Below are 20,057 nucleotides of genomic sequence, written 5' to 3'. Positions count from 1 at the left end.
AGTCTGACGCCCCGCGGGGGAAAGGTCTAGTCCACTATGGAGGGATTGTTGCGCCTGCTTACAAACGGGAGCCCGCCCTGAGAGCGCTCAGGACGGGCTCCTCACAGCCCCTTCGGGGGCTCCCGGGCTTCAGGAGAGAATCACGCTCCGAGTGAGATTGCGGGGCCGGTCGGGGTCAAAACCCCGGGACTCCGCCAGGGCCACGGCCAGGCGCTGGGCGCGGATGAGATCCGCGAGCGGGTCCGCCGCCCCATGGGCGACCAGGGTGCCGCCGACGCGGGTGACATCGGCCGCCAGCCCCTCGGGCACGGGGCCGAACACCCAGGTCACCCGCCCCGGCCCGGTGATCGAGATCGGCCCGTGGCGGTACTCCATCGCCGGATACGCCTCCGTCCACGCGCCCGCCGCCTCACGCATCTTCAGGCCCGCCTCCAGCGCCAGGCCATAGGTCCAGCCGCGGCCCAGGAACGTCCACTGCTCGGCGGTTGCGGCCGCCTCCGGAAGCGGCTCGGTGAGCGCCAGCTCGGCGTCCACCGCCGCCTCGGCCACCGGCTTCACACCCGGCACGGGGCCGAGACCGGCGCGCAGGAACGCCAGCGCCGTGGTGGCGAACCGGGTCTGGACGACGGACTCCTCGTCCGCCCAGTCCAGTACGGCGACGGCGTCCGCCGCCTCCATGACCGGCGTCTTCGGGTCCGCGGTCAGGGCCAGCACGGGCACGGCGCCCTTGAGGGCGGCAAGCAGGTCGAGGACCTCCGTCGTCGTACCCGACCGGGTGATCGCGATCACCCGGTCGTACGAGCGGCCCCGCGGGAACTCCGAGGAGGCGAAGGCGTCCGTCTCGCCCTGCCCCGCGGCCTCCCGCAGCGCGGCGTAGGCGAGCGCCATGAACCACGACGTCCCGCACCCGGTGACGGCGACCCGCTCACCCGGCTGCGGAAGCCCCTCGAAGACGGCGGCGGCCTCGGCCGCCCTGCGCCAGCAGGCGGGCTGGGCGGCTATCTCTGCTGCGGTGCGGGACATGCGCGGAAACTCCTCGCGGTGTGCGTACGGGTGGGTGCGTACCGGCAGTTGCTTAGCAGTCGGCCCGGCCTGTGGGCAACGGCGTACTCGGCCGCCTGCTCCCCGCCCCCTTCCGCCGAAGCGGGGGGTGGTGTAGACCTCCTACCCGCACATGGGAGAAAATCGCAGCTGATTTCGAGTGAACAGAGGGTGGGGAGAGCTGTGCAGCGGCGCTTCTTGGGTTTGACCGCGGCGGCCGCCGCACTGACCATGACGGCAGTCCTCGCGGGCTGCGGCGGTTCCGGCGGGTCTGGCGACGTCACGCTGAAGCTGGTCGCCGCCGACTACGACGTGGCGGGGGGCGAGAACAGCAAGAAGTACTGGGCCGACCTGACGGCCGCCTTCGAGAAGCAGCACCCGGGCATCGAGGTCGACGTCCAGATCGAGTCCTGGAGCGACGTCGACCGCAAGGTCGCCGAGATGGTCAAGGCGGGCAAGGCGCCGGATGTCGCGCAGATCGGCGCGTACGCCGACTACGCCGCCGCCGGCAAGCTCTACAGCGCCGACCAGCTGCTCTCCATCCCCGTCCAGTCCAACTTCCTGGGGCCGCTGGCCGACGCGGGCGAGATGAAACTCGTGCAGTACGGGCTGCCGTTCGTCGCCTCCACCCGGCTTCTCTTCTACAACAAGGAGCTGTTCGCCGAGGCCGGAGTCGACGGCGCGGACCTCAAGACCTGGGCCGACCTGAAGAGCGCGGCGGAGAAGCTGAAGGACAAGACGGACGCCAAGTACCCCTTCGCACTGCCGCTCGGTCCCGAGGAGGCCCAGGCCGAGACGATGATGTGGTTGCTGAGCGGCGGCGACGGCTATGTCGACCCGGTCGGCAAGTACTCCATAGACAGCCAGGAGAACATCGACACCTTCCAGTGGCTGAAGGACAACCTTGTCGACGAGAAGCTGACCGGTCCGGTCGCCCCCGGCGAACTCAACCGCAAGGACGCCTTCACCGCCTTCACCCGCGGAGAGGTCGGCATGCTCAACGGCCACCCCTCCCTGATGCAGGCGGCCGGGAAGGCGGGCGTGGAGTTCGGCATGGTGGCGCTGCCAGGCAAGGAGGGCAAGCCGAAGTCGTCGATGGGCGTCGCCGACTGGATCATGGGCTTCAAGCAGAACGGTCACCGCAAGGAGGTCGGCGCGTTCCTCGACTTCGTCTTCAGCGACGAGAACGTGCTGAGGTTCGCAGGGGACAACGATCTGCTGCCGGTCACCGTCTCCGCCTCCGAGGCGATGGAGCAGAACGCCGCGCACAAGGAGCTGCAGCCGTTTCTGAAGGAGCTGCCGTCCTCGGTGCTGCCGCCCGTCGGCAAGACGTCATGGGCGAAGGTCAGCGAGAGCATCAAGACGACCATCGGCAAGGCCGTGCAGCCGGGCGGCAACCCCGCGTCCGTCCTGGGGCGGATAGGGCGGGAGGCGGAGGTCGCGGAGCAGGCGGAGTAGCCGGTCGGCCGGGCGGGCGGGCGTCGAGCGGCGGATAGGCTGGCCCGTATGACCGCCGATGCCGAGGACGACGTCCCCGTGGGCGCTGCCGCGGACGTCCCCGAGAGGGCAACCGTGAACGGTCCCGAGGGCTTCACCTCGGGCGTCCCCGTGGGGGCAGTCTGGGACGGCCTGGGGCAAGCCGCCGCGGGCGTCCCTGAGGGCTTCACCTCGGATGGTTCCGCGGGGGTTGTCGCGGACGGTCCCGAGGGCGCCGCCTCGGGCGTCCCCAAGGGGGCCGCCGTGGCTGCCGCCGGGGACGGCCCCGAGGACGCTGCCGTGAACGGTCCCGAGGGTGCCGCCTCGGGCGTCCCCAAGGACGCCGCCGCGGACGTCCCCATAGGGGCAACCGGGGACGGCTTGGCGGAAGCCGCCGGGAACGGCCCCGAGGGTGCTGTCGCGGACGTCCCCGCGGGCCTCTCGGGGGCCGTCCCCGAAGCCGCGCACGAGGCGGCCTCCCGGGCCGCCCCCGCAGACGCCGGCGGCCTCTCGGAACGGGACCGCGCCGTGCTCGCCATGGAGCGCCGCTCCTGGTCCGGGCCCGGCGCGAAGGAGCGGGCCGTCCGGGAGCGGCTCGGCCTCTCGCCCGTCCGCTACTACCAGCTCCTCAACGCCCTCCTGGACGACGAGCGGGCGCTTGCCTGCGACCCGGTCACGGTCAACCGGCTGCGCAGACTCAGGGATTCCCGCCGCGGTCAGCGCTGAGGCGGCGCGTCGCCGCCGATGTCGCCGCTAGGGTCGGAGTCATGGAGAGCTCCCCGCACGCCTACACGGGTCCGCTGCCGACGCCGTCCACGCAGGCCGGGCGTGAGGGCCTGACCGCGATCCTCGCCCGGCCCGCGCGGACCGCGGTCGCCCTCGACTTCGACGGCACCCTCGCCGAGATCGTGCCGGACCCCGAACAGGCCCGCGCCCACCCCCGGGCCGTCCCCGCCCTCGCCGTGCTCGCCCCCAAGGTCGCCTCCGTCGCCGTGATCACCGGCCGGCCGGCGGAGGTCGCCGTCCGCTACGGCGGCTTCGCGGGTGTGAGGGGCCTGGACCACCTGGTCGTCCTCGGCCATTACGGCGCGGAGCGCTGGGACGCCGTCAGCGGCGAGGTCCACGCCCCTGCCCCGCACCCCGGAGTCACCGCCGCACGCGGTGAACTCCCCGGCTACCTCGACCAGATCGACGCCCCGCCGGGCATCTGGATCGAGGAGAAGGGGCACGCCGTCGCAGTCCACACCCGTCGCGCCGACGACCCGCAGGCCGCCTTCGCCGCCCTGCGGGACCCCCTCGCCCTGCTCGCCGCCCGCCACGGCCTCGTCCTCGAACCGGGCCGCATGGTCCTGGAGCTGCGCCCGCCCGGCACGGACAAGGGCAAGGCGCTGGCCGACCATGTCCGCGGAACGGGGGCGGAGGCGGTGCTGTACGCGGGCGACGACCTCGGAGATCTGCCCGCCTTCGCCGCGGTCGACGCCCTTCGCGAGGAGGGAGTCCCGGGCCTTTTGGTCTGCAGCGCCAGCGCCGAGGCGCCCGAACTTGCCGCCCGCGCGGACCTGGTGCTGCGGGGGCCGTCGGCGGTGGTCGAGTTCCTGGCGTCGTTGGCGGAGCAGCTCTGACGTTTCCCCGATCCCGCCCCTTCCCGAAACCCGGGGCAAGCCCCCGGACCCCTCCGGGGGAGGGGCTGCGGGGCTGCCGCCCCGCGCCCCACGGGGGCGGCGGCTTCGCGCCGCCCGATCCCGGCGCGGCCTTCGACGGTGGCCTCGAACTCTCCTGGCTACCTTCCCCGGACTCCATCCGGGGGGTACCCCAGAGGCACCCCCAACGGGGTGGATTGTCCAGCCCGTCGGGGGTGTGAGGAACCAGCCTCTTGGGCCCCTTCGAGGCGGCCGGGGGTGGTTGGGGGCGTGGGGGCTGGAAGTCCAGCCCCTCGGGTGTTTGGGGCGTGGGGGGGCGGTATGTTCCGGCCTCGTCGGTGTTTGGGGCGTGGGGCCGGAGATGCAGTCTCTCGGGTGTTTGGGGCGTGGGGGGCGGTACGTTCCGGCCTTGTCGGTGTTTGGGGCGTGGGGCCGGAGATGCAGTTCCTCGGGTGTTTGGGGCGTGGGGGGCGGTGCGTTCCCGTCTCGTCGGTGTTTGGGGCGTGGGGCCGGAAATGCAGCCCCTCCGGCGTTTGAGGAGCGGGGGTCCGGGGGCGGAGCCCCCGCACGGGGTCCGGGGCGGAGCCCCCGGTTCGGGTCAGCCCGCCCGCAGGGCCTCCAGCTGCGCCAGGAACCACTTCCGCGGCCCCATCGCCGTCGCCCCCGCCGCCAGCCGCTTCGTGCGTTCCGCGCGCTCGCCCGCCGGCATGGTCAGGGCGCGGTGCAGCGCGTCCGCCGTCGCGGTCACGTCGTAGGGGTTCACCGGCAGGGCGTCCTCGTGCAACTCCTCGTAGGCCCCGGCCTCCCGCGACAGCACCAGCGCGCAGCCGTCGTCCGAGACGACGGGGATCTCCTTGGCGACGAGGTTCATGCCGTCCCTGACGGGGTTCACCAGGGCCACGTCGGCCATGCGGTACGCCGCCAGGGAGCGGGCGAAGTCGTCCTTCACATGGAGGACGACCGGCGTCCAGTCCGGCGTCCCGAATACCGCGTTGATCTCGTCGGCCAGCCGCTGGACCTCCGCCGTGTAGTCCCGGTAGACGGCGAGGTCCTGCCGCGAGGGGTACGCGAAGGCGAGGTGGACGACGTGGCCGCGCCACTCGGGGTGCTCCTCCAGGAGGGTGCGGTACGCCAGCAGGCCCCGCACGATGTTCTTGGACAGCTCCGTCCGGTCCACTCGGACGATCGCCTTGCGGCCGGGGCCGACCTGTTCCCGCAGGACGGCCATGCGGTCGGCGACATCCGGCTCATGGGCGCGGCGGCGCAGAAAGTCGGCGTCCGCGCCCAGCCCGTACACCGAGATGTCCGTCTCGCGCCGCAGACCGCCTTCCGTGTGGCCCGCGCCCGCCCCGTGTTCGAGCAGGCTCCGCCCCTCCCCGCCGGGCGGGAAGACCGCCCGCACATCGTCGGCCACGCCTTCCGCGCACTTCATGAACGTCGACGCCCACCGCCAGGTGAGGAATCCCAGCCGGTCCGCCCCCAGCATCCCGCGGACCAGCTGTTCCGCGATGTCGTCCGGCAGCATCCGGAAGTATTCGGGCGGCGCCCACGGCGTGTGCGAGAAGTGCCCGATCCGCAGATCCGGCCGGAGCTCCCGCAGCATCCCGGGAGTCAGCGCCAGGTGGTAGTCCTGCACCAGCACCGCTGCGCCCTCGGCCGCCTGCGCCGCGAGCGCTTCGGCGAAGGCGCGGTTGTAGGACTCGTAGGCGCCCCACTGACGCCGGAACTCCGCGTCGAAGACCGGTTCGAGCGGTGTCTGGTAGAGCATGTGGTGGAGGAACCAGAGCACCGAGTTGGCGATGCCGTTGTAGGCGTCGAAGTGGACATGGGCGTCGATGTCCAGCATCCGGACGCCCGGCTCCGACACTGTGCGCCGCACCGCCTCCCTGTCGCCGTCGCTCAGCGCCGCGCACACCCACAGCGGCTGTATCTCGGGCCCGATCGCCGAGAGGCCCGAGACCAGGCCGCCGCCGCCCCGGTGTGCGTCGAGCGAGCCGTCCTCGCGCACCGCGTAGGACACCGGGCCGCGGTTGGACGCGACCAGTACTTCAAACGCGCGTTCGGTAGCAATGGCTGCCATGTGCCGGTACCTAGCCCCTTGCACATTCCCTCAAACGTGCGTACGGCCCTCTGGCGCGTCCGCGCCCCTCAGCGGTGATCCCGGCCGCGTGCCGCCGCGACCGCCACCACCCCGGCCGCGGTCAGACTCAGTGCGACGCCGCCCAGCAGCCACAGCCGCTCGGCGGCGCCCCCGGCGTCGGCCAGCCGGCCGCGTCCGGCCGCGGCCGCCGCCCCGGCGTCCATGCAGACGAGGGCGGCGGGGGCGGCGAGAGCCAGCGCGACCGTCGTCAGTCGCTTCCACCACTTATGCACTCCCATAAGTAGGAAATGTAGACAAAAAGAACAGCTGATTCCGGCTCATGCCGCGTGGCGCGCCGCGTACTCGCCGATCTCGCGCATCGGCGGCCGCTCCTCGGTGTCCACCGCATACGTCCGCGGGGTGAACCCCGACTCGCCCCGCTCGAACTGCGTCAGCGACGGCCGCACCAGATGGCCGCGCGACAGCCTCAGCTGGGCCGTGCGGTAGATCGCCGCGGCCATCCGGCCCAGCGCCTGCCCGTCCTGGTGCCGGTGCTTGCGCTCGCCCACGTCCACCTGCGCCAGCGCATCCAGGCCCACCGTGTGCAGCGCATCGACGAGCAGCCCCAGCTCCACCCCGTACCCCACCGGGAACGGCAGCCGCTCCAGCAGTGAGCGGCGCGCCGCGTACTCCCCGCCCAGCGGCTGGACGAACCCCGCCAGCTGCGGCCAGTGCAGATTCAGCAGCGGACGGGCCACCAGCTCGGTCACCCGGCCGCCCTGGCCCCGCGTCTCACCCAGCGGACGGTCGTACATCGCCTTGACGAACTGCACGTCCGGGTCCGTCAGCAGCGGTCCGACGATCCCGGAGACGAAGTCGGCGGAGAAGTCCCTGAGGTCCGCGTCGACGAAGCAGACGATGTCGCCGGAGGTCGCCAGCAGCGAGCGCCACAGCACCTCCCCCTTGCCCGGCAGCGCCGGTATTCGCGGCAGGATCGCGTCCCGGTGCACCACGCGCGCGCCGGCCGCCGCGGCCGTCTCGGCGGTGCGGTCGGTCGAGCCCGAGTCGACGACCAGCAGCTCGTCGACGAGCGGCGCGGCCTCCATCAGCTCGCGGCGGATCACCGAGACGATCCCGCCGACCGTCTCCTCCTCGTTCAGGGCAGGGAGGACGACGCTCACCGTCGGCGCGGGTTTGGCCGCACGCTTTGCGGAGAGCAGCAGGTCAAGCGGACGGTCGGCGGCCGACCAGGACCGGCGGGCCAGCCAGCGCTCCACCTCTTCGAGCACGGACGCGTCTCCCTTGAATCTCGCTCGTGTGATCCATCTCGCGGTTCGGACGGCTGTCTCAACCGTCCGGGCCGTCGGTTACAGTCTTGAACAACGCGCATGACCGTCGCATGTCGGGGTCACCGCGCCGACAACCACATACCGCTCATCCAGAGGGGCAGAGGGATACGGCCCGTTGAAGCCCCGGCAACCCTCCCGCCGACCGCGAGGTCACGGTGGGGACGGTGCCAATTCCGTCTCCCGGCGAACAAGCGCCGTGAGGAAGATGAGGAGAAAGGGCCTCGCCTAATGGCTGTGCAGACGGTTGACAACACCACGAACACCCCCGCCGGCACGTCAGTGAACCTCGGCCCCGCCGCGGCGCTCTCCTGTCGTGAGTGCGGAGAGAAGTCCCCCCTCGGCCCGGTCTTCGCCTGCGCGAGCTGTTTCGGCCCGCTCGAAGTCGCGTACGACCTGCCCGAAGGCGGCCCCGAGGAACTGCGCCGGCGCATCGAGTCCGGCCCGAACAGCATCTGGCGCTATGCCCCGCTGCTGCCCGTCCCCGCCGACGTGGCCGGCAAGCCCAATCTGAACCCCGGTTTCACCGAGCTGGTCAAGGCCGACAACCTCGCCCGTGAGCTGGGCGTCACCGGCGGTCTGTACGTCAAGGACGACTCCGGCAACCCGACCCACTCCTTCAAGGACCGCGTGGTCGCCATCGCCGTCGAGGCAGCGCGCGCCTTCGGCTTCACCACCCTGTCCTGCTCCTCCACCGGCAACCTCGCGGGCGCCGTCGGCGCCGCCGCCGCCCGCGCCGGCTTCCGCTCCTGCGTCTTCATCCCGCACGACCTGGAGCAGGGCAAGGTCGTCATGGCCGCGGTCTACGGCGGCGACCTCGTCGGCATCGAGGGCACCTACGACGACGTCAACCGCTTCTGCTCGGAGCTCATCGGCGACCCGATCGGGGAGGGCTGGGGCTTCGTCAACGTCAACCTCCGCCCGTACTACGCCGAGGGCTCCAAGACGCTCGCCTACGAGATCTGCGAGCAGCTCGGCTGGCGGCTGCCCGACCAGATCGTGATCCCGATCGCCTCCGGCTCCCAGCTCACGAAAATCGACAAGGGGCTGCAGGAGCTGATCAAGCTCGGTCTCGTCGAGGACAAGCCGTACAAGATCTTCGGTGCGCAGGCGGAGGGCTGCTCCCCGGTGGCGGCGGCCTTCAAGGCCGGGCATGACGTCGTACGGCCCCAGAAGCCGGACACCATCGCCAAGTCGCTGGCCATCGGCAACCCGGCCGACGGCCCCTATGTCCTGGACATCGCCCGGCGCACGGGCGGCGCGGTGGAGGACGTCACCGACGAGCAGATCGTGGATGCGATCAAACTGCTGGCCCGTACGGAGGGCATCTTCACCGAGACCGCGGGCGGCACGACCCTCGGCGTGGCGAAGAAGCTGATCGAGGCGGGCGTCATCGACCCGGCGCTGACGACGGTCGTCGTCAACACGGGCGACGGCCTCAAGACCCTGGACGCGGTCGCCCCGACGACCGGCCCGACCGCGACGATCCGCCCGAGCCTGGACGCGTTCCGCGCCGCCGGCCTGGCTGCCGACTGAAGACTTCCCCCCTTTACCCCGAGGAAGGCACGCACCCCATGAGCGTCAACGTCCGCATCCCCACCATCCTCCGTACATACACCGGCGGCCAGGCCGAGGTCACGGCCGAGGGCGCCACCCTGGCCGACGTCATCGCGGACCTGGAGAAGACCCACAAGGGGATCGCCGCCCGCGTCCTGGACGACCAGGGGCAGCTGCGCCGCTTCGTCAACGTCTACGTCAACGACGACGACGTGCGTTTCGAACAGGGTCTTCAGACGGCGACGCCGGACGGCGCGGGAGTGTCGATCATCCCGGCGGTCGCAGGCGGCTGCTGATTCATTGACGAATTGCCCCCTCCGCAAGAAGCGGAGGGGGCAATTCTGCATGGTTGAGCGCGATAGAGTCGGGGTAGCCCGCTCCACCGCTTGTGCCGGTCGCATATGAGATTGCGCCCGGGCGCGACAAGAAACAGCCAAAGTGTTCGATCGAATTGTCCTGGTAAGAGCGCTTTGTCGGGCCCGACTTGCCCCGTAATTCACGTAATTCGCATGAGTTTTCCGTTCGGGTGTGCTCAGATTTCTCGTCCGATTGACCTGTTGCAGACGGCAGTTGGACAGATACATTCAGCCGCGGTCGACGCGTTCCGGCGCACGTCCCTCCTGTCGGGGACGAGGTCTGACCCGGGCCCGCGAAGTGCGGTCCCGTGCAAGGGCCAGTAATAGGGGAGTTAGGCATGGCTCAGGGCACCGTCAAGTGGTTCAACGCGGAGAAGGGGTACGGCTTCATCGCGGTCGACGGTGGTGCGGATGTTTTCGTCCACTACAGCGCGATCCAGATGGATGGGTACCGCACCCTTGAAGAGGGTCAGCGGGTCGAATTCGAGATCTCGCAGGGCCAGAAGGGGCCGCAGGCGGACATGGTCAAGGTAACCGCCTGAATCCAGGCGCGATCGACCGCTCACGCACGCACTGACTGACGTACGAGGGGCCCGCATCCGAGGAGGGACGCGGGCCCCTCGTATGCGTCCGGGCGTCGGCTGCCCGCGCGTGCCCGGCTGCCCGCGCGCCCCGGGCGGGGAGGCGCCCCAGGGTCGCCGCCGCCGGCCGACACCCCTTGCCGAGGCTTTCTCAAAGCCGCTTGCACTCTCTCGGGTCGAGTGCTAATCATTGGGCGTTAGCACTCTGCGAGTGAGAGTGCTACAGGGACCGGGTCGGTGAGGCCGCAGGCCGGGTGGGGCAAGGAACCACCCGGAGTGCAGGCCGTCCGTCGCGGGCGCCAGCGCGGTCCTGGAGCTTGCCACCCCGATGTCCGGGAGGACCACTTCACATGGCCAAGATCATCGCGTTCGACGAGGAGGCACGGCGCGGTCTCGAGCGCGGGATGAACCAGCTCGCCGACGCCGTCAAGGTCACCCTTGGCCCCAAGGGCCGCAACGTCGTCCTCGAGAAGAAGTGGGGCGCCCCCACGATCACCAACGACGGCGTCTCCATTGCCAAGGAGATCGAGCTCGAGGACCCGTACGAGAAGATCGGCGCCGAGCTGGTCAAGGAAGTCGCCAAGAAGACGGACGACGTCGCAGGCGACGGCACGACCACCGCGACCGTCCTCGCCCAGGCGCTGGTCCGCGAGGGTCTGCGCAACGTCGCCGCCGGCGCCAACCCGATGGCTCTGAAGCGCGGCATCGAGAAGGCCGTCGAGGCCGTCTCCGGCGCGCTGCTCGACCAGGCCAAGGAGGTCGAGACCAAGGAGCAGATCGCCTCCACCGCCTCCATCTCCGCCGCCGACACCCAGATCGGCGAGCTGATCGCCGAGGCCATGGACAAGGTCGGCAAGGAAGGCGTCATCACCGTCGAGGAGTCCCAGACCTTCGGTCTGGAGCTGGAGCTCACCGAGGGCATGCGCTTCGACAAGGGCTACATCTCGGCGTACTTCGCCACCGACATGGAGCGTATGGAGGCCTCCCTCGAGGACCCGTACATCCTGATCGTCAACTCCAAGGTCAGCAATGTGAAGGACCTCCTTCCGCTGCTGGAGAAGGTCATGCAGTCCGGCAAGCCGCTGCTGATCATCGCCGAGGACGTCGAGGGCGAGGCCCTGTCCACGCTGGTCGTCAACAAGATCCGTGGCACTTTCAAGTCCGTTGCCGTCAAGGCCCCGGGCTTCGGCGACCGCCGCAAGGCCATGCTGAACGACATCGCCATCCTCACGGGCGGCACGGTCGTCTCCGAGGAGGTCGGCCTCAAGCTCGAGAACGCCGGCCTGGACCTGCTGGGCCGCGCCCGCAAGGTCGTCATCACCAAGGACGAGACCACCATCGTCGACGGCGCCGGTGACAGCGAGCAGGTCGCGGGCCGCGTCAACCAGATCCGCGCCGAGATCGAGCAGTCGGACTCCGACTACGACCGCGAGAAGCTCCAGGAGCGTCTCGCCAAGCTGGCCGGCGGCGTGGCCGTCATCAAGGCCGGCGCCGCGACCGAGGTGGAGCTCAAGGAGCGCAAGCACCGCATCGAGGACGCCGTGCGCAACGCCAAGGCGGCCGTCGAGGAGGGCATCGTCGCCGGCGGCGGCGTGGCCCTGCTGCAGGCCTCCCAGGTCTTCGAGAAGCTCGAGCTCGACGGTGACGAGGCGACCGGCGCCGCCGCTGTGAAGCTGGCCCTGGAGGCCCCGCTGAAGCAGATCTCCGTCAACGCCGGCCTCGAGGGCGGCGTGATCGTGGAGAAGGTGCGGAACCTGACCCCGGGTCACGGCCTGAACGCCGCGACCGGCGAGTACGTCGACATGATCGCCGAGGGCATCATCGACCCGGCGAAGGTGACCCGCTCTGCCCTGCAGAACGCCGCCTCCATCGCCGCGCTGTTCCTCACCACCGAGGCCGTCATCGCCGACAAGCCGGAGAAGGCCGCTGCGCCGGCCGGCGGCGGCATGCCGGGCGGTGACATGGACTTCTGAGCCGACCGCGCCTGACGGCGTACGGCTCGGACGCGAGTCCGGAAGCTGACCGAGGGCGGCACTCCTCCTGCCGGAGGGGTGCCGCCCTCGGCGCGTGTCCTGGACCCTCCCCCGTGTGCGGGCGCCGCGGCAGGCGTTGTATACGGGCGCTTCGCACCGCGATCCGGTGCATACCAAGACCCACGTGGCATGCTGCGCGCCCATTGGACGTAGGTCTTTCGACCTTCGTTGCTGTGAGATTGCGCACCACTTTCCTCTGTTTTGAAGGTCAAGAGGCGCGGGTAGCCTGCTGTGAGCCTCTTGTAGGCCTGCCGTTAACTCCCCCGCATCCGGGCCTGCACGAGGACGCAGTACGCAATGGACACGCTTGACTCCGTGATCGTCGACGTCAACGACGTCTTCTGGACCTACCTTCTGATCCCGCTCGTCGTGGGCGCGGGACTGTACTTCACCCTGCGCTCCAAGGGCGTGCAGATCCGGCTGCTGCCGGAGATGTTCCGGGTGCTGAAGGACAGGCCGGTCCAGGGAGCCGACGGCAAGAAGGCCGTCTCCTCCTTCGGCGCGTTCACCATCTCCGCCGCCGCCCGCGTCGGCACCGGAAACATCGCGGGCGTCGCCACGGCCATCACGCTCGGCGGACCGGGCGCGGTGTTCTGGATGTGGATGATGGCGATCGTCGGCGCTGCGTCCGCGTTCGTCGAGTCCACACTCGCCCAGCTCTACAAGGTCCGCGACCCGAAGCACGGCACCTACCGGGGCGGTCCCGCGTACTACATGCAGCGGGCGCTCAAGGCACGCTGGCTGGGACTGCTCTTCGCCGTCACCATCACCGTGACCTTCGGTTTCGTCTTCAACGCAGTCCAGTCGAACACGATCGCCTCGGTGGCCTCCGGCTCGTTCAGCGGCATCGGAGACAGCGACTGGTTCGCGCCTGCCGTGGGCATCGCGCTCTCCGTGCTGCTGGCACTTGCCGTCTTCGGCGGCGTACGGCGCATCAGCACGATCACACAGGTGCTGGTGCCGCTCATGGCGGTGCTCTATCTGGTGCTCGGTCTGATCGTCGTGGTGCTGAACATCAGCGAGTTGCCGCGTGTCATCGTCGAGATCCGCGAAGACGCCTTCGGAGTCCGCGAGGTCGCGGGCGGCGCCGTCGGCGTGGCCATCCAGCAGGGCATCCGCCGCGGCATGTTCTCGAACGAGGCCGGTCTCGGCTCCGCGCCCAACGCGGGCGCCACCGCCGAGGTCACCCACCCGGTCAAGCAGGGTCTGGTCCAGTCGCTGGGCGTCTTCTTCGACACGCTGCTGATCTGCACCATGACCGCGTTCATCATCCTGACGACGAACCCCACCCTCGGCGGCATGCGGCAGGGCGCGGACCTCACCCAGGATGCGCTCACCGCCAGCCTCGGAGGCTGGGCCGGCCATGTGCTGACGCTCATCGTCTTCATGCTCGCCTTCAGCTCGATGATCGGCAACTACTACTACGGCGAGTCCAACATCGAGTTCATGACTGCCAAGAAGTGGGTGCTGCCGGGCTACCGCGCCTTGGTGCTCTTGGTGGTCTTCCTCGGGGCTCTCGGCTCGGTCAGCGTCGTCTGGAACCTCGCCGACGTCTTCATGGGCTTCATGGCGCTCGTCAACCTGCTGGCCATCCTGCCGCTGTCCGCGATCGCCTTCCGGTTGATGAACGACTACGTCAGCCAGCGCCGCCAGGGCCTGGACCCCGTCTTCACCCGCGACCGGATGCCCGACCTGCACGGCGTGGAGTGCTGGGAGACGCCGCGCACGGCCGAGCAGCCGGTCAGGGTCACCGGCTGATCCAGCGGGCGGCTACGGCAGCCGCTCGATGATCCAGGAGCCCAGCTCCTCGGTCATCAGCGTGTGCTCCTCGTTCTGCGAGGCGAGCCTGAACTCGTCGAGCTCGCTCTCGCCCGGGTCCAGCGCTTCGATGTCCACATACAGATCCTCCGTGCGGTCCAGATCCCGTACGGCGACGGCGCTGACCGCCGGCACGAAGCAGTGCGCGCGGATCCGGGCGTCGGAGCGGAACCCGAAGAACGCGGGGAGCTTGTTCAGCTCGTCGGCCAGAATCCCGAAGCCGTCCAGCATCCCGCCGGGCGCGCCGTCGATCTCGGGCAGCCCGCAGGTCCGCACCTCCGGCTTCTCCATGCTCACCACGCGCAGCTGGGCGGCCGGCGGGCAGTGGCCGGCCTGCTGTGCGTACAGCCGGGTGCCGACCACCGACAGGCCCCGGCCCTGGAACGCCACGGCGCCCGGCTCCACCGGCTCGCCCCGGCCGGACGACACGCCGTTGGCCACGCCGATCAGCCGGGGGATGCTCGGCCACTCCCCGATCTCCCGCATCTCCGCGAGGAACGCCTTGCGGTCGTCGGCCTGGCCCGGCGGGGCGTCCCACTCGTCGATATGCCGCCACAGCAGTTCACGCGAGGCCGGGCTGTTGATCTGGTCGGAGAACCGGCGGTCCAGCCGCCTGGTGTAGTGCGCGAAGGCCTGGAGGGAGAGGGGAATCCACGCCCCGCGGTGGGGACTGTCATACGACCAGTAGAGAGCCGTCTGATGATCGATGCGCAGGCTCTCCAGCTTGGCCAGCGCATGCCGGGCGATCAGCCCGCCCATGCTGAACCCGCCTACCGCGAGCTGGGCGCCGCCGCTGCGCTCCTCGACGGCCTGAAGAATCGCGGCCTGCGCGGTGCGTGAGTTGTCCAGAATCGACGCGCTGCGTTCATGGAACCCGACGATCACCACATCGCGCCCGCGGCGGCGCAGCTCGCCCAGGAAGGGATACGCCCCGAACTCCAGCACCTCCCAGGCGAACTCCAGGTCACTCGGCCCGACGTGAAACCCGTCGGCCATGATTACGGGCCTGGTCAGCCGGTCGTGCCCTGCGCCGTAGTACACCCAGGCGGTTCCCCCCGGCAGATCCCACATATCGTCGGGCGGCAACGGGATCTGACTCGTCGCCTCCTTGGGCCCGGGCGCGAGCACGATGGGCGGCGCGTCCTGCAGGGCCTTGGCGATCTGTTGCTCGGTGGGCTCGGTGGGCTCGATTGGTCGGGTTGGTCCGGTCGATCGGGTCGGTCGTCCGGTGGATTGGCTCGGCTCGGTTCGTGTCGCTGTTCCTGTCCGTCCTGTCCGTCCTGGCCGTTCTGTCATGACGTCCCCTCCAGAGTCGATGACAACAAGAGCCATCATCGTCACTCAAGGTAGTCACTCAAACGGAGTGGCGAGAACTTGCAAACGGGTCGAAAGGTATTGTCGCGAGCTCCTCGGGGGCGTAGGCCTTGGGCCTGTCGGCGTTGGCTGTTGATGCTGAGGGGGCGAGGGGTCTGCGTGGTGCTCACGGGACGCGGCGGGGAGTCCCGACGTGAGCGGCGCCGCGACCGGGTCGCGGGCGCGGGGCTCAGTCGCCGACTGTCCCGGCTTCGATGCGCCGGCCGCGCGTCGCATCCACCACGATGGGAACGCCGTTCGGGATCTCCCCTGCGAGACGGTCGAGCAGACCCTGCACCGGTGGGAGGTCCCCGGGGGTGCGGACATGGATGTACAGCGTCTGCGACACCGCGTCGACGCTGGTGACGGAGGCGTCCGGCTCGTTCGCGAGCCACTGTTGCGCCGCGACCTTTGCGCGGCCGGTCCAGGCGTTGATCAGCAGGGTGAACGCGGTGTTGGCGGTCAGCGGCACGAAGACCACGGCGAACAGCATGGACATGGCGATATACGCCCTGCGGGCGGGCCTCCCGGCGGTCTTGTCGGCCTCGGCGCCGTAGCCGAGGGTGGCGAAGACCACCATGCCGCCGAAGACCAGGGCGAAGAAATTCGACACGAACAGCACCAGTGCGCCCAGCGCCAGCCACCACGCCAGATGTCCCAGGCACACCCCGGCCACCACCAGGGGAGGGACGAGGGAGATGGCGATCGCGACCCCGGGCAGCACGGCGGCCACGTCGCGCCGGGCCAGTGCCACCGCGCCGGCGAAACCCGTCGCCAGGGCGGCGATCAGGTCCATCAGCCCCGGTGACGTCCGCGAGGCGATCTGATTGTTCGACAGCAGGTCGTAGTCGCTGGGGAGTCCTTGGGAGAACAGCATTCCGGCCGCGATCACCAGCAGACAGGCGAGGAGCACGATTCTGGCCGCTCCGGTTCTGCGGCGCTGCACCGAACCCAGGGCGATGCCCATGATCGGCGTCGACAGCGGGGCGATGATCATCGCCCCGATCACGGTGGCCGTCGAGTCGGTGAGCACCCCGCCGGACGCGATGACCGAGGAAAGGGTCAGCATCGTCCAGAAGGCCGAGCGCTTCGCCCTGGTGTCCCCGGCCGACAGGTCCAGGTCCTGTGCCAGTTCGTCCAGGGAGCGGCGCTGGGAGGTGGGCAGAACGCGGGCGCGGACTCCTCTGAGCATTCCCTCCGAGTACCACGGCCACCGGGGTTCCGGTGTGCCGGACACGGCGAACGCCTCCGAACAGCCCGTGTCGGCGATGCGGCGGGCGAACCGCAAGGAGCCGGCCGCTGAAAGTGCTGCTGGATCGGCGTGCCGGGGCGGGCGGCGGAGCTCGGGCTCAGGGCGTGGCGAGCGCTGCGCCGGCGAGGCGGAGGGTGGCGGCGCGGAGGCGGGTCTCGCCCAGTTCGGGGAGGAGCGCGGCGACATGCTCGGCCGCGAGGGCGGCGAGCAGGGTGTGTGCGGCGGCGTCGGGGTCGGGGGTCTGAGCCAGCAGGATCGCCAGATGGCGGTGCCAGAAGCGGTACGCGCCGATCCGGTAGCGGGCGCCGGGGCTCGCGGTCTCGGACATCCGGACCAGCGGCAGATGCTCCATCAGGTAGTCGACATAGGCGTCGAGGAACGCGGTCAGCCGGTCGTGGGCCGCGGCTCCCGGGCCCAGCGGGGGCGGCCCGTGCAGGACCGACTCCTGGAGCGCCTGCTCGCGGGAGTCCAGCAGGGCGACGGCGAGCCCCGACTTGTCGCCGAAGCGGCGGAACAGCGTGCCCTTGCCGACGCCCGCGGCCGCCGCGATCTGGTCCATGGACACCGCCTCGACGCCGTGTTCGGCGAAGAGCCGCGCGGCGGCTTCGAGTACGGCGGCCCGGTTGCGGGCCGCGTCGGCGCGTTCCTTCGGGGGCGGGGTGCGCAGCAGTTCCAGGGGCGTTGCGGAATCGGACTGCGGTCCGTTACTGTTCTGAGCCACAAGAGGACTATAGTCCGGATTCCTTGGAGGCAGTGACATGACCGCACTGATAACCCGAAACGAGCTGGCCGCGGCGGTAAAGGCGGGCGCCGTGACCGTCGTCGACGCCCTGGGCGGCGAGTACTACGCGAAGCAGCACCTGCCGGGCGCCGTGCCGATCGTTCCGGGCGACGTCGACGGGCAGGCGGCGGCGCTGCTGCCCGACCGGGACGCCCTGATCGTCACGTACTGCTCCAACCCCGCCTGCCCCAACAGCGGCCAGGTCGCCGACCGGCTCACGGCGCTCGGCTACACCGACGTCCGCAAGTACCGGGAGGGCATCCAGGACTGGGTGGAGGCGGGCCTGCCGACCGAGAGCGCCTGATCTGACGGCTCCGGGCCTCGCAACGAGGCCCGGAGCCCCCACAGTCGACCCTTCCGGTCCGAGACGCCCATTACCTCCTTCGTGAGGACCGCCCTTTCGCGGGCGTGGCGCAGTTCCTGCCGCGCGGGGCGCGGACGCGGCTCGGGCGCGGACTCGGCGACGACCCGGACGACGGGGCGAGCCGTGAGAGGGCCGGTCGAGAAGGCCTGTGCGCTCGTCACACGAACGTGGGGCGCTGGCCTGGCGGCCTTCCGCCGCCGATTCTGGACGGGGCGGTCACCCGTCCGCGGCCCGCAGCGCAGCTCGCAGGTGCCCCCCGCACCGCGTCAGCAGCTCGTCCGCCGTCGCCGCGTCCACCGCCGCGAGAATCGTGAGGATCGCCTGCTTCACCTCGCCGTCGGCAGCCGAGAGCGCCGCCTCGATCTCGTCGTCCGACGCGCCTGTGGCCAGCGCGACGATACGGTGCGACCGCGCGCGCAGTTTCTCGTTGGAGGCGCGCACATCGACCATGAGGTTTCCGTAGGTCTTGCCGAGGCGGATCATGGTGATCGTCGACACCATGTTGAGCACCAGCTTCTGCGCCGTGCCGGCCTTCAGCCGGGTGGAGCCGGTGAGCAGTTCGGGGCCCACCACCACCTCGATGGCGTGATCTGCGGCCGCGCCCAGCGCGCTGTTCGCATTGCACGACAGACCGACGGTCAGCGCCCCGCGCCCACGGGCGTGTTCGACCGCGCCGACGGCGTACGGAGTGCGGCCGGAGGCGGAGACGCCGACCACCGTGTCGTCTGCGGCCAGTGCGAGGGCGTCCAGGTCGCCGGCCGCCAGGTCCTTGCTGTCCTCCGCGCCCTCCACCGCCGTGACCAGCGCCTCGCGGCCGCCCGCGACCAGCCCGACGACCTGGCCGGGGCCGGTGTTGAACGTCGGAGGGCACTCGCTGGCGTCCAGCACCCCGAGCCGTCCCGGCGTGCCCGCGCCCGCGTAGACCAGCCTGCCCCCGCGGGCCATCCGCTCCGCGATGGCGTCGATCGCCGCGGCGATGCGCGGCAGTTCTCCGGCGACGGCGGACGGCACGGACCGGTCCTCGCCGTTCATGAGCCGCGCGATGTCGAGGGTGGGGAGCCGGTCGATCTCCGCCAGCTCGGGCCGGAACTCCTCGGTGGCGAGCATGGCCAGCTCGGCGCGGAGTTCTCCGTGGGCGGGCGTGGGGGTCATGGTGTGCGGCTTTCTGGCGGTGCGGACGGGGGTGGCGGACGGGGGACGCTCGCCGGACGGGACGGGAGGCTGCCGGACGAGGACGCTTGGCGGACGGGGCGGGAGGCTGCCGGACGAGGACGCTCGCCGGACGGGGCGGGAGGCTGCCGGACGGGGCGGGACGCCGCCGAACCGGGCCCGGCGGCGCGTCAGCGCGGTTCGGCGCGGTCGCGCGGGACGGCGGCCGTACGCGGGCTGTGCCGGTGGGCCAGGGCCTCGTACGACGCCGCCAGCGCGGGCGCCGCCGACTCGTACGTACGCTGCGCCACCCCGATGAACAGACAGTCGACGACGAGCAACTGGCCGGTGCGCGACGACATCGCGGCGGGACGCAGTTCGGTCTCGCGCGCGGTGGACGTGGTCAGCACCTGGTCGGCGTACTGCGCCACCGGACTGTCCGGACGCCCCGTGATCGCGATCGTCGTCGCGCCCCGCTCGAACGCCACGCGCAGCGGCTCGATCACATCGCCCGTCGAACCGGAGTGGGTGATGGCCACGGCGACGTCCCCGGAGCGCAGCTGCACCGCGCCCGTGACGGCGAGGTGCGGATCCGCATGCGCATGCGCGACCAGCCCGATGCGCAGCAGCTTCTGCGCCAGGTCCGCGCCGACGAGCGCCGAGGCGCCGACGCCGTAGATGTCGATGCGGCGCGCGGTCGCGGCGGCGGTGACGGCCGCGCTCAGCTGCCCGGTGTCGAGCCCGGCCGCCGTGTCCGCGAGGGTCTGCTGCTCGTCGTACGCCAGCTTGGCGACCACGTCGGCGATCGGGTCGTCCACGCGGATGTCGGCGGTGACCGAGGGGGCGACGCCCGACTGCATGTGGGCGGCGAGCCCGGCGAGGGCGAGGCGCAGGTCGCGGTAGCCCGGATAGCCCAGGAGGCGGGCGGTGCGAACCACGGTGGCCTCGCTGGTGCCGGTCAGCTCGGCGAGGCCGGTGACCGTGAGCGCCGCGCAGCCGGCCGGGTCGTCCGCCACGGCCTCGGCGACGCGCTGCATGGAGCGGGTCATGGAGGGGGCGAGGGTGCGGATCTTGGCCGCGAGGGCCGCGGGGGCGGGGGGCGTGTCCAGCCGGACGGGCGGCGGCCCGCCCGCGGCGCCGTGTTCCGCGGAGGCCGTGAAAATTTCCTTCACGTCATGGGTCACTCCTGAAAGATATTTTCGGCGCTCTGCGCCGTCAACCCTCCCGTCA

General features: G+C 70.8%; 18 protein-coding genes and 1 riboswitch. Of the genes, 9 read left to right on the top strand and 9 right to left on the bottom strand.

Annotated elements, in window-relative coordinates; all coding sequences use genetic code 11:
• Positions 1–129: 129 nt before the first annotated feature.
• Positions 130–1,023 (bottom strand): SIS domain-containing protein, encoded by an 894-nt coding sequence (locus QCN29_RS12935; RefSeq protein WP_279928005.1) that lies wholly within the window; start codon positions 1,021–1,023, stop codon positions 130–132.
• Between the two features lie 189 nt (positions 1,024–1,212).
• Here QCN29_RS12935 and QCN29_RS12930 point away from each other — a divergent pair, with 189 nt between their 5' ends.
• The 3 genes from QCN29_RS12930 to otsB all read left to right on the top strand — a co-directional run bounded on the left by QCN29_RS12930 (position 1,213) and on the right by otsB (position 4,139).
• Positions 1,213–2,499, top strand: coding sequence for an ABC transporter substrate-binding protein (locus QCN29_RS12930; protein ID WP_279928004.1), 1,287 nt, complete (start codon positions 1,213–1,215; stop codon positions 2,497–2,499).
• A 399-nt stretch (positions 2,500–2,898) separates the two neighbouring features.
• Complete coding sequence (locus QCN29_RS12925) at positions 2,899–3,243, top strand: DUF3263 domain-containing protein (RefSeq protein WP_398859186.1); 345 nt, start codon at positions 2,899–2,901, stop codon at positions 3,241–3,243.
• Between the two features lie 41 nt (positions 3,244–3,284).
• Positions 3,285–4,139 (top strand): trehalose-phosphatase, encoded by an 855-nt coding sequence (gene otsB / locus QCN29_RS12920; protein ID WP_279928003.1) that lies wholly within the window; start codon positions 3,285–3,287, stop codon positions 4,137–4,139.
• Between the two features lie 616 nt (positions 4,140–4,755).
• Here otsB and QCN29_RS12915 read toward each other — a convergent pair.
• The 3 genes from QCN29_RS12915 to QCN29_RS12905 form a co-directional block, all read right to left on the bottom strand.
• On the bottom strand, positions 4,756–6,237 hold the full coding sequence (locus tag QCN29_RS12915; RefSeq protein WP_279928001.1) for an alpha,alpha-trehalose-phosphate synthase (UDP-forming): 1,482 nt from the start codon (positions 6,235–6,237) through the stop codon (positions 4,756–4,758).
• 68 nt (positions 6,238–6,305) lie between these two features.
• Positions 6,306–6,536 (bottom strand): hypothetical protein, encoded by a 231-nt coding sequence (locus tag QCN29_RS12910; protein WP_279928000.1) that lies wholly within the window; start codon positions 6,534–6,536, stop codon positions 6,306–6,308.
• Between the two features lie 39 nt (positions 6,537–6,575).
• Complete coding sequence (locus QCN29_RS12905; RefSeq protein WP_279927999.1) at positions 6,576–7,526, bottom strand: glucosyl-3-phosphoglycerate synthase; 951 nt, start codon at positions 7,524–7,526, stop codon at positions 6,576–6,578.
• Between the two features lie 142 nt (positions 7,527–7,668).
• Positions 7,669–7,798, top strand: a riboswitch (SAM riboswitch).
• A 16-nt stretch (positions 7,799–7,814) separates the two neighbouring features.
• Here QCN29_RS12905 and thrC point away from each other — a divergent pair.
• The 5 genes from thrC (at position 7,815) to QCN29_RS12880 (ending at position 13,868) form a co-directional block, all read left to right on the top strand.
• On the top strand, positions 7,815–9,119 hold the full coding sequence (thrC, locus tag QCN29_RS12900) for a threonine synthase (RefSeq protein WP_279927998.1): 1,305 nt from the start codon (positions 7,815–7,817) through the stop codon (positions 9,117–9,119).
• Positions 9,120–9,157: 38 nt separating this feature from the next.
• Positions 9,158–9,436 carry a MoaD/ThiS family protein gene (locus QCN29_RS12895; protein WP_279927997.1) on the top strand — a complete coding sequence of 93 codons (279 nt, stop codon included), beginning with the start codon at positions 9,158–9,160 and terminating at the stop codon, positions 9,434–9,436.
• 398 nt (positions 9,437–9,834) lie between these two features.
• Positions 9,835–10,038 (top strand): cold-shock protein, encoded by a 204-nt coding sequence (locus QCN29_RS12890; protein ID WP_004954158.1) that lies wholly within the window; start codon positions 9,835–9,837, stop codon positions 10,036–10,038.
• A gap of 389 nt (positions 10,039–10,427) precedes the next feature.
• Positions 10,428–12,050: a chaperonin GroEL gene (gene groL / locus QCN29_RS12885; protein ID WP_240138196.1), complete on the top strand. Its 1,623-nt coding sequence runs from the start codon at positions 10,428–10,430 to the stop codon at positions 12,048–12,050.
• A gap of 357 nt (positions 12,051–12,407) precedes the next feature.
• Positions 12,408–13,868 carry an alanine/glycine:cation symporter family protein gene (locus tag QCN29_RS12880; protein ID WP_279927996.1) on the top strand — a complete coding sequence of 487 codons (1,461 nt, stop codon included), beginning with the start codon at positions 12,408–12,410 and terminating at the stop codon, positions 13,866–13,868.
• A gap of 12 nt (positions 13,869–13,880) precedes the next feature.
• Here QCN29_RS12880 and QCN29_RS12875 read toward each other — a convergent pair whose 3' ends face one another.
• The 3 genes from QCN29_RS12875 to QCN29_RS12865 all read right to left on the bottom strand — a co-directional run bounded on the left by QCN29_RS12875 (position 13,881) and on the right by QCN29_RS12865 (position 17,254).
• Entirely contained in the window at positions 13,881–15,056 is a 1,176-nt protein-coding gene (locus QCN29_RS12875; RefSeq protein WP_279927995.1) for an esterase/lipase family protein, read from the bottom strand.
• Positions 15,057–15,471: 415 nt separating this feature from the next.
• The gene (locus tag QCN29_RS12870; RefSeq protein ID WP_279927994.1) at positions 15,472–16,518 is read right to left on the bottom strand and encodes a TIGR00341 family protein; all 1,047 of its coding nucleotides are present in this window, start codon (positions 16,516–16,518) and stop codon (positions 15,472–15,474) included.
• A 112-nt stretch (positions 16,519–16,630) separates the two neighbouring features.
• A complete protein-coding gene (locus QCN29_RS12865; RefSeq protein WP_279927992.1) occupies positions 16,631–17,254 on the bottom strand; it encodes a TetR/AcrR family transcriptional regulator in 624 nt (207 codons plus the stop codon).
• 37 nt (positions 17,255–17,291) lie between these two features.
• On the opposite strand from QCN29_RS12865, the gene QCN29_RS12860 reads away from it, so the two are divergent.
• Positions 17,292–17,618, top strand: coding sequence for a rhodanese-like domain-containing protein (locus tag QCN29_RS12860; protein WP_279927991.1), 327 nt, complete (start codon positions 17,292–17,294; stop codon positions 17,616–17,618).
• A 276-nt stretch (positions 17,619–17,894) separates the two neighbouring features.
• On the opposite strand, the gene murQ is transcribed toward QCN29_RS12860, so the two are convergent.
• Entirely contained in the window at positions 17,895–18,830 is a 936-nt protein-coding gene (murQ, locus tag QCN29_RS12855; protein ID WP_279927990.1) for an N-acetylmuramic acid 6-phosphate etherase, read from the bottom strand.
• Between the two features lie 188 nt (positions 18,831–19,018).
• Positions 19,019–20,011 (bottom strand): MurR/RpiR family transcriptional regulator, encoded by a 993-nt coding sequence (locus QCN29_RS12850; RefSeq protein ID WP_398859184.1) that lies wholly within the window; start codon positions 20,009–20,011, stop codon positions 19,019–19,021.
• Positions 20,012–20,057 lie beyond the last annotated feature (46 nt).

Source organism: Streptomyces chengmaiensis (assembly GCF_029846775.1).
Lineage (GTDB): Bacteria > Actinomycetota > Actinomycetes > Streptomycetales > Streptomycetaceae > Streptomyces > Streptomyces chengmaiensis.
Note: the sequence above shows the minus strand (reverse complement) of the source record. Positions and strands in the feature narration are given on the sequence as shown.

Bases quoted from the DNA above. Each gene is read 5' to 3' on its own strand.
- QCN29_RS12935 (WP_279928005.1), bottom strand. From the start codon at position 1,023: ATGTCCCGCACCGCAGCAGAGATAGCCGCCCAGCCCGCCTGCTGGCGC.
- otsB (WP_279928003.1), top strand. From the start codon at position 3,285: ATGGAGAGCTCCCCGCACGCCTACACGGGTCCGCTGCCGACGCCGTCC.
- QCN29_RS12915 (WP_279928001.1), bottom strand. From the start codon at position 6,237: ATGGCAGCCATTGCTACCGAACGCGCGTTTGAAGTACTGGTCGCGTCC.
- QCN29_RS12910 (WP_279928000.1), bottom strand. From the start codon at position 6,536: ATGGGAGTGCATAAGTGGTGGAAGCGACTGACGACGGTCGCGCTGGCT.
- thrC (WP_279927998.1), top strand. From the start codon at position 7,815: ATGGCTGTGCAGACGGTTGACAACACCACGAACACCCCCGCCGGCACG.
- QCN29_RS12895 (WP_279927997.1), top strand. From the start codon at position 9,158: ATGAGCGTCAACGTCCGCATCCCCACCATCCTCCGTACATACACCGGC.
- QCN29_RS12890 (WP_004954158.1), top strand. From the start codon at position 9,835: ATGGCTCAGGGCACCGTCAAGTGGTTCAACGCGGAGAAGGGGTACGGC.
- groL (WP_240138196.1), top strand. From the start codon at position 10,428: ATGGCCAAGATCATCGCGTTCGACGAGGAGGCACGGCGCGGTCTCGAG.
- QCN29_RS12880 (WP_279927996.1), top strand. From the start codon at position 12,408: ATGGACACGCTTGACTCCGTGATCGTCGACGTCAACGACGTCTTCTGG.
- QCN29_RS12860 (WP_279927991.1), top strand. From the start codon at position 17,292: ATGACCGCACTGATAACCCGAAACGAGCTGGCCGCGGCGGTAAAGGCG.
- murQ (WP_279927990.1), bottom strand. From the start codon at position 18,830: ATGACCCCCACGCCCGCCCACGGAGAACTCCGCGCCGAGCTGGCCATG.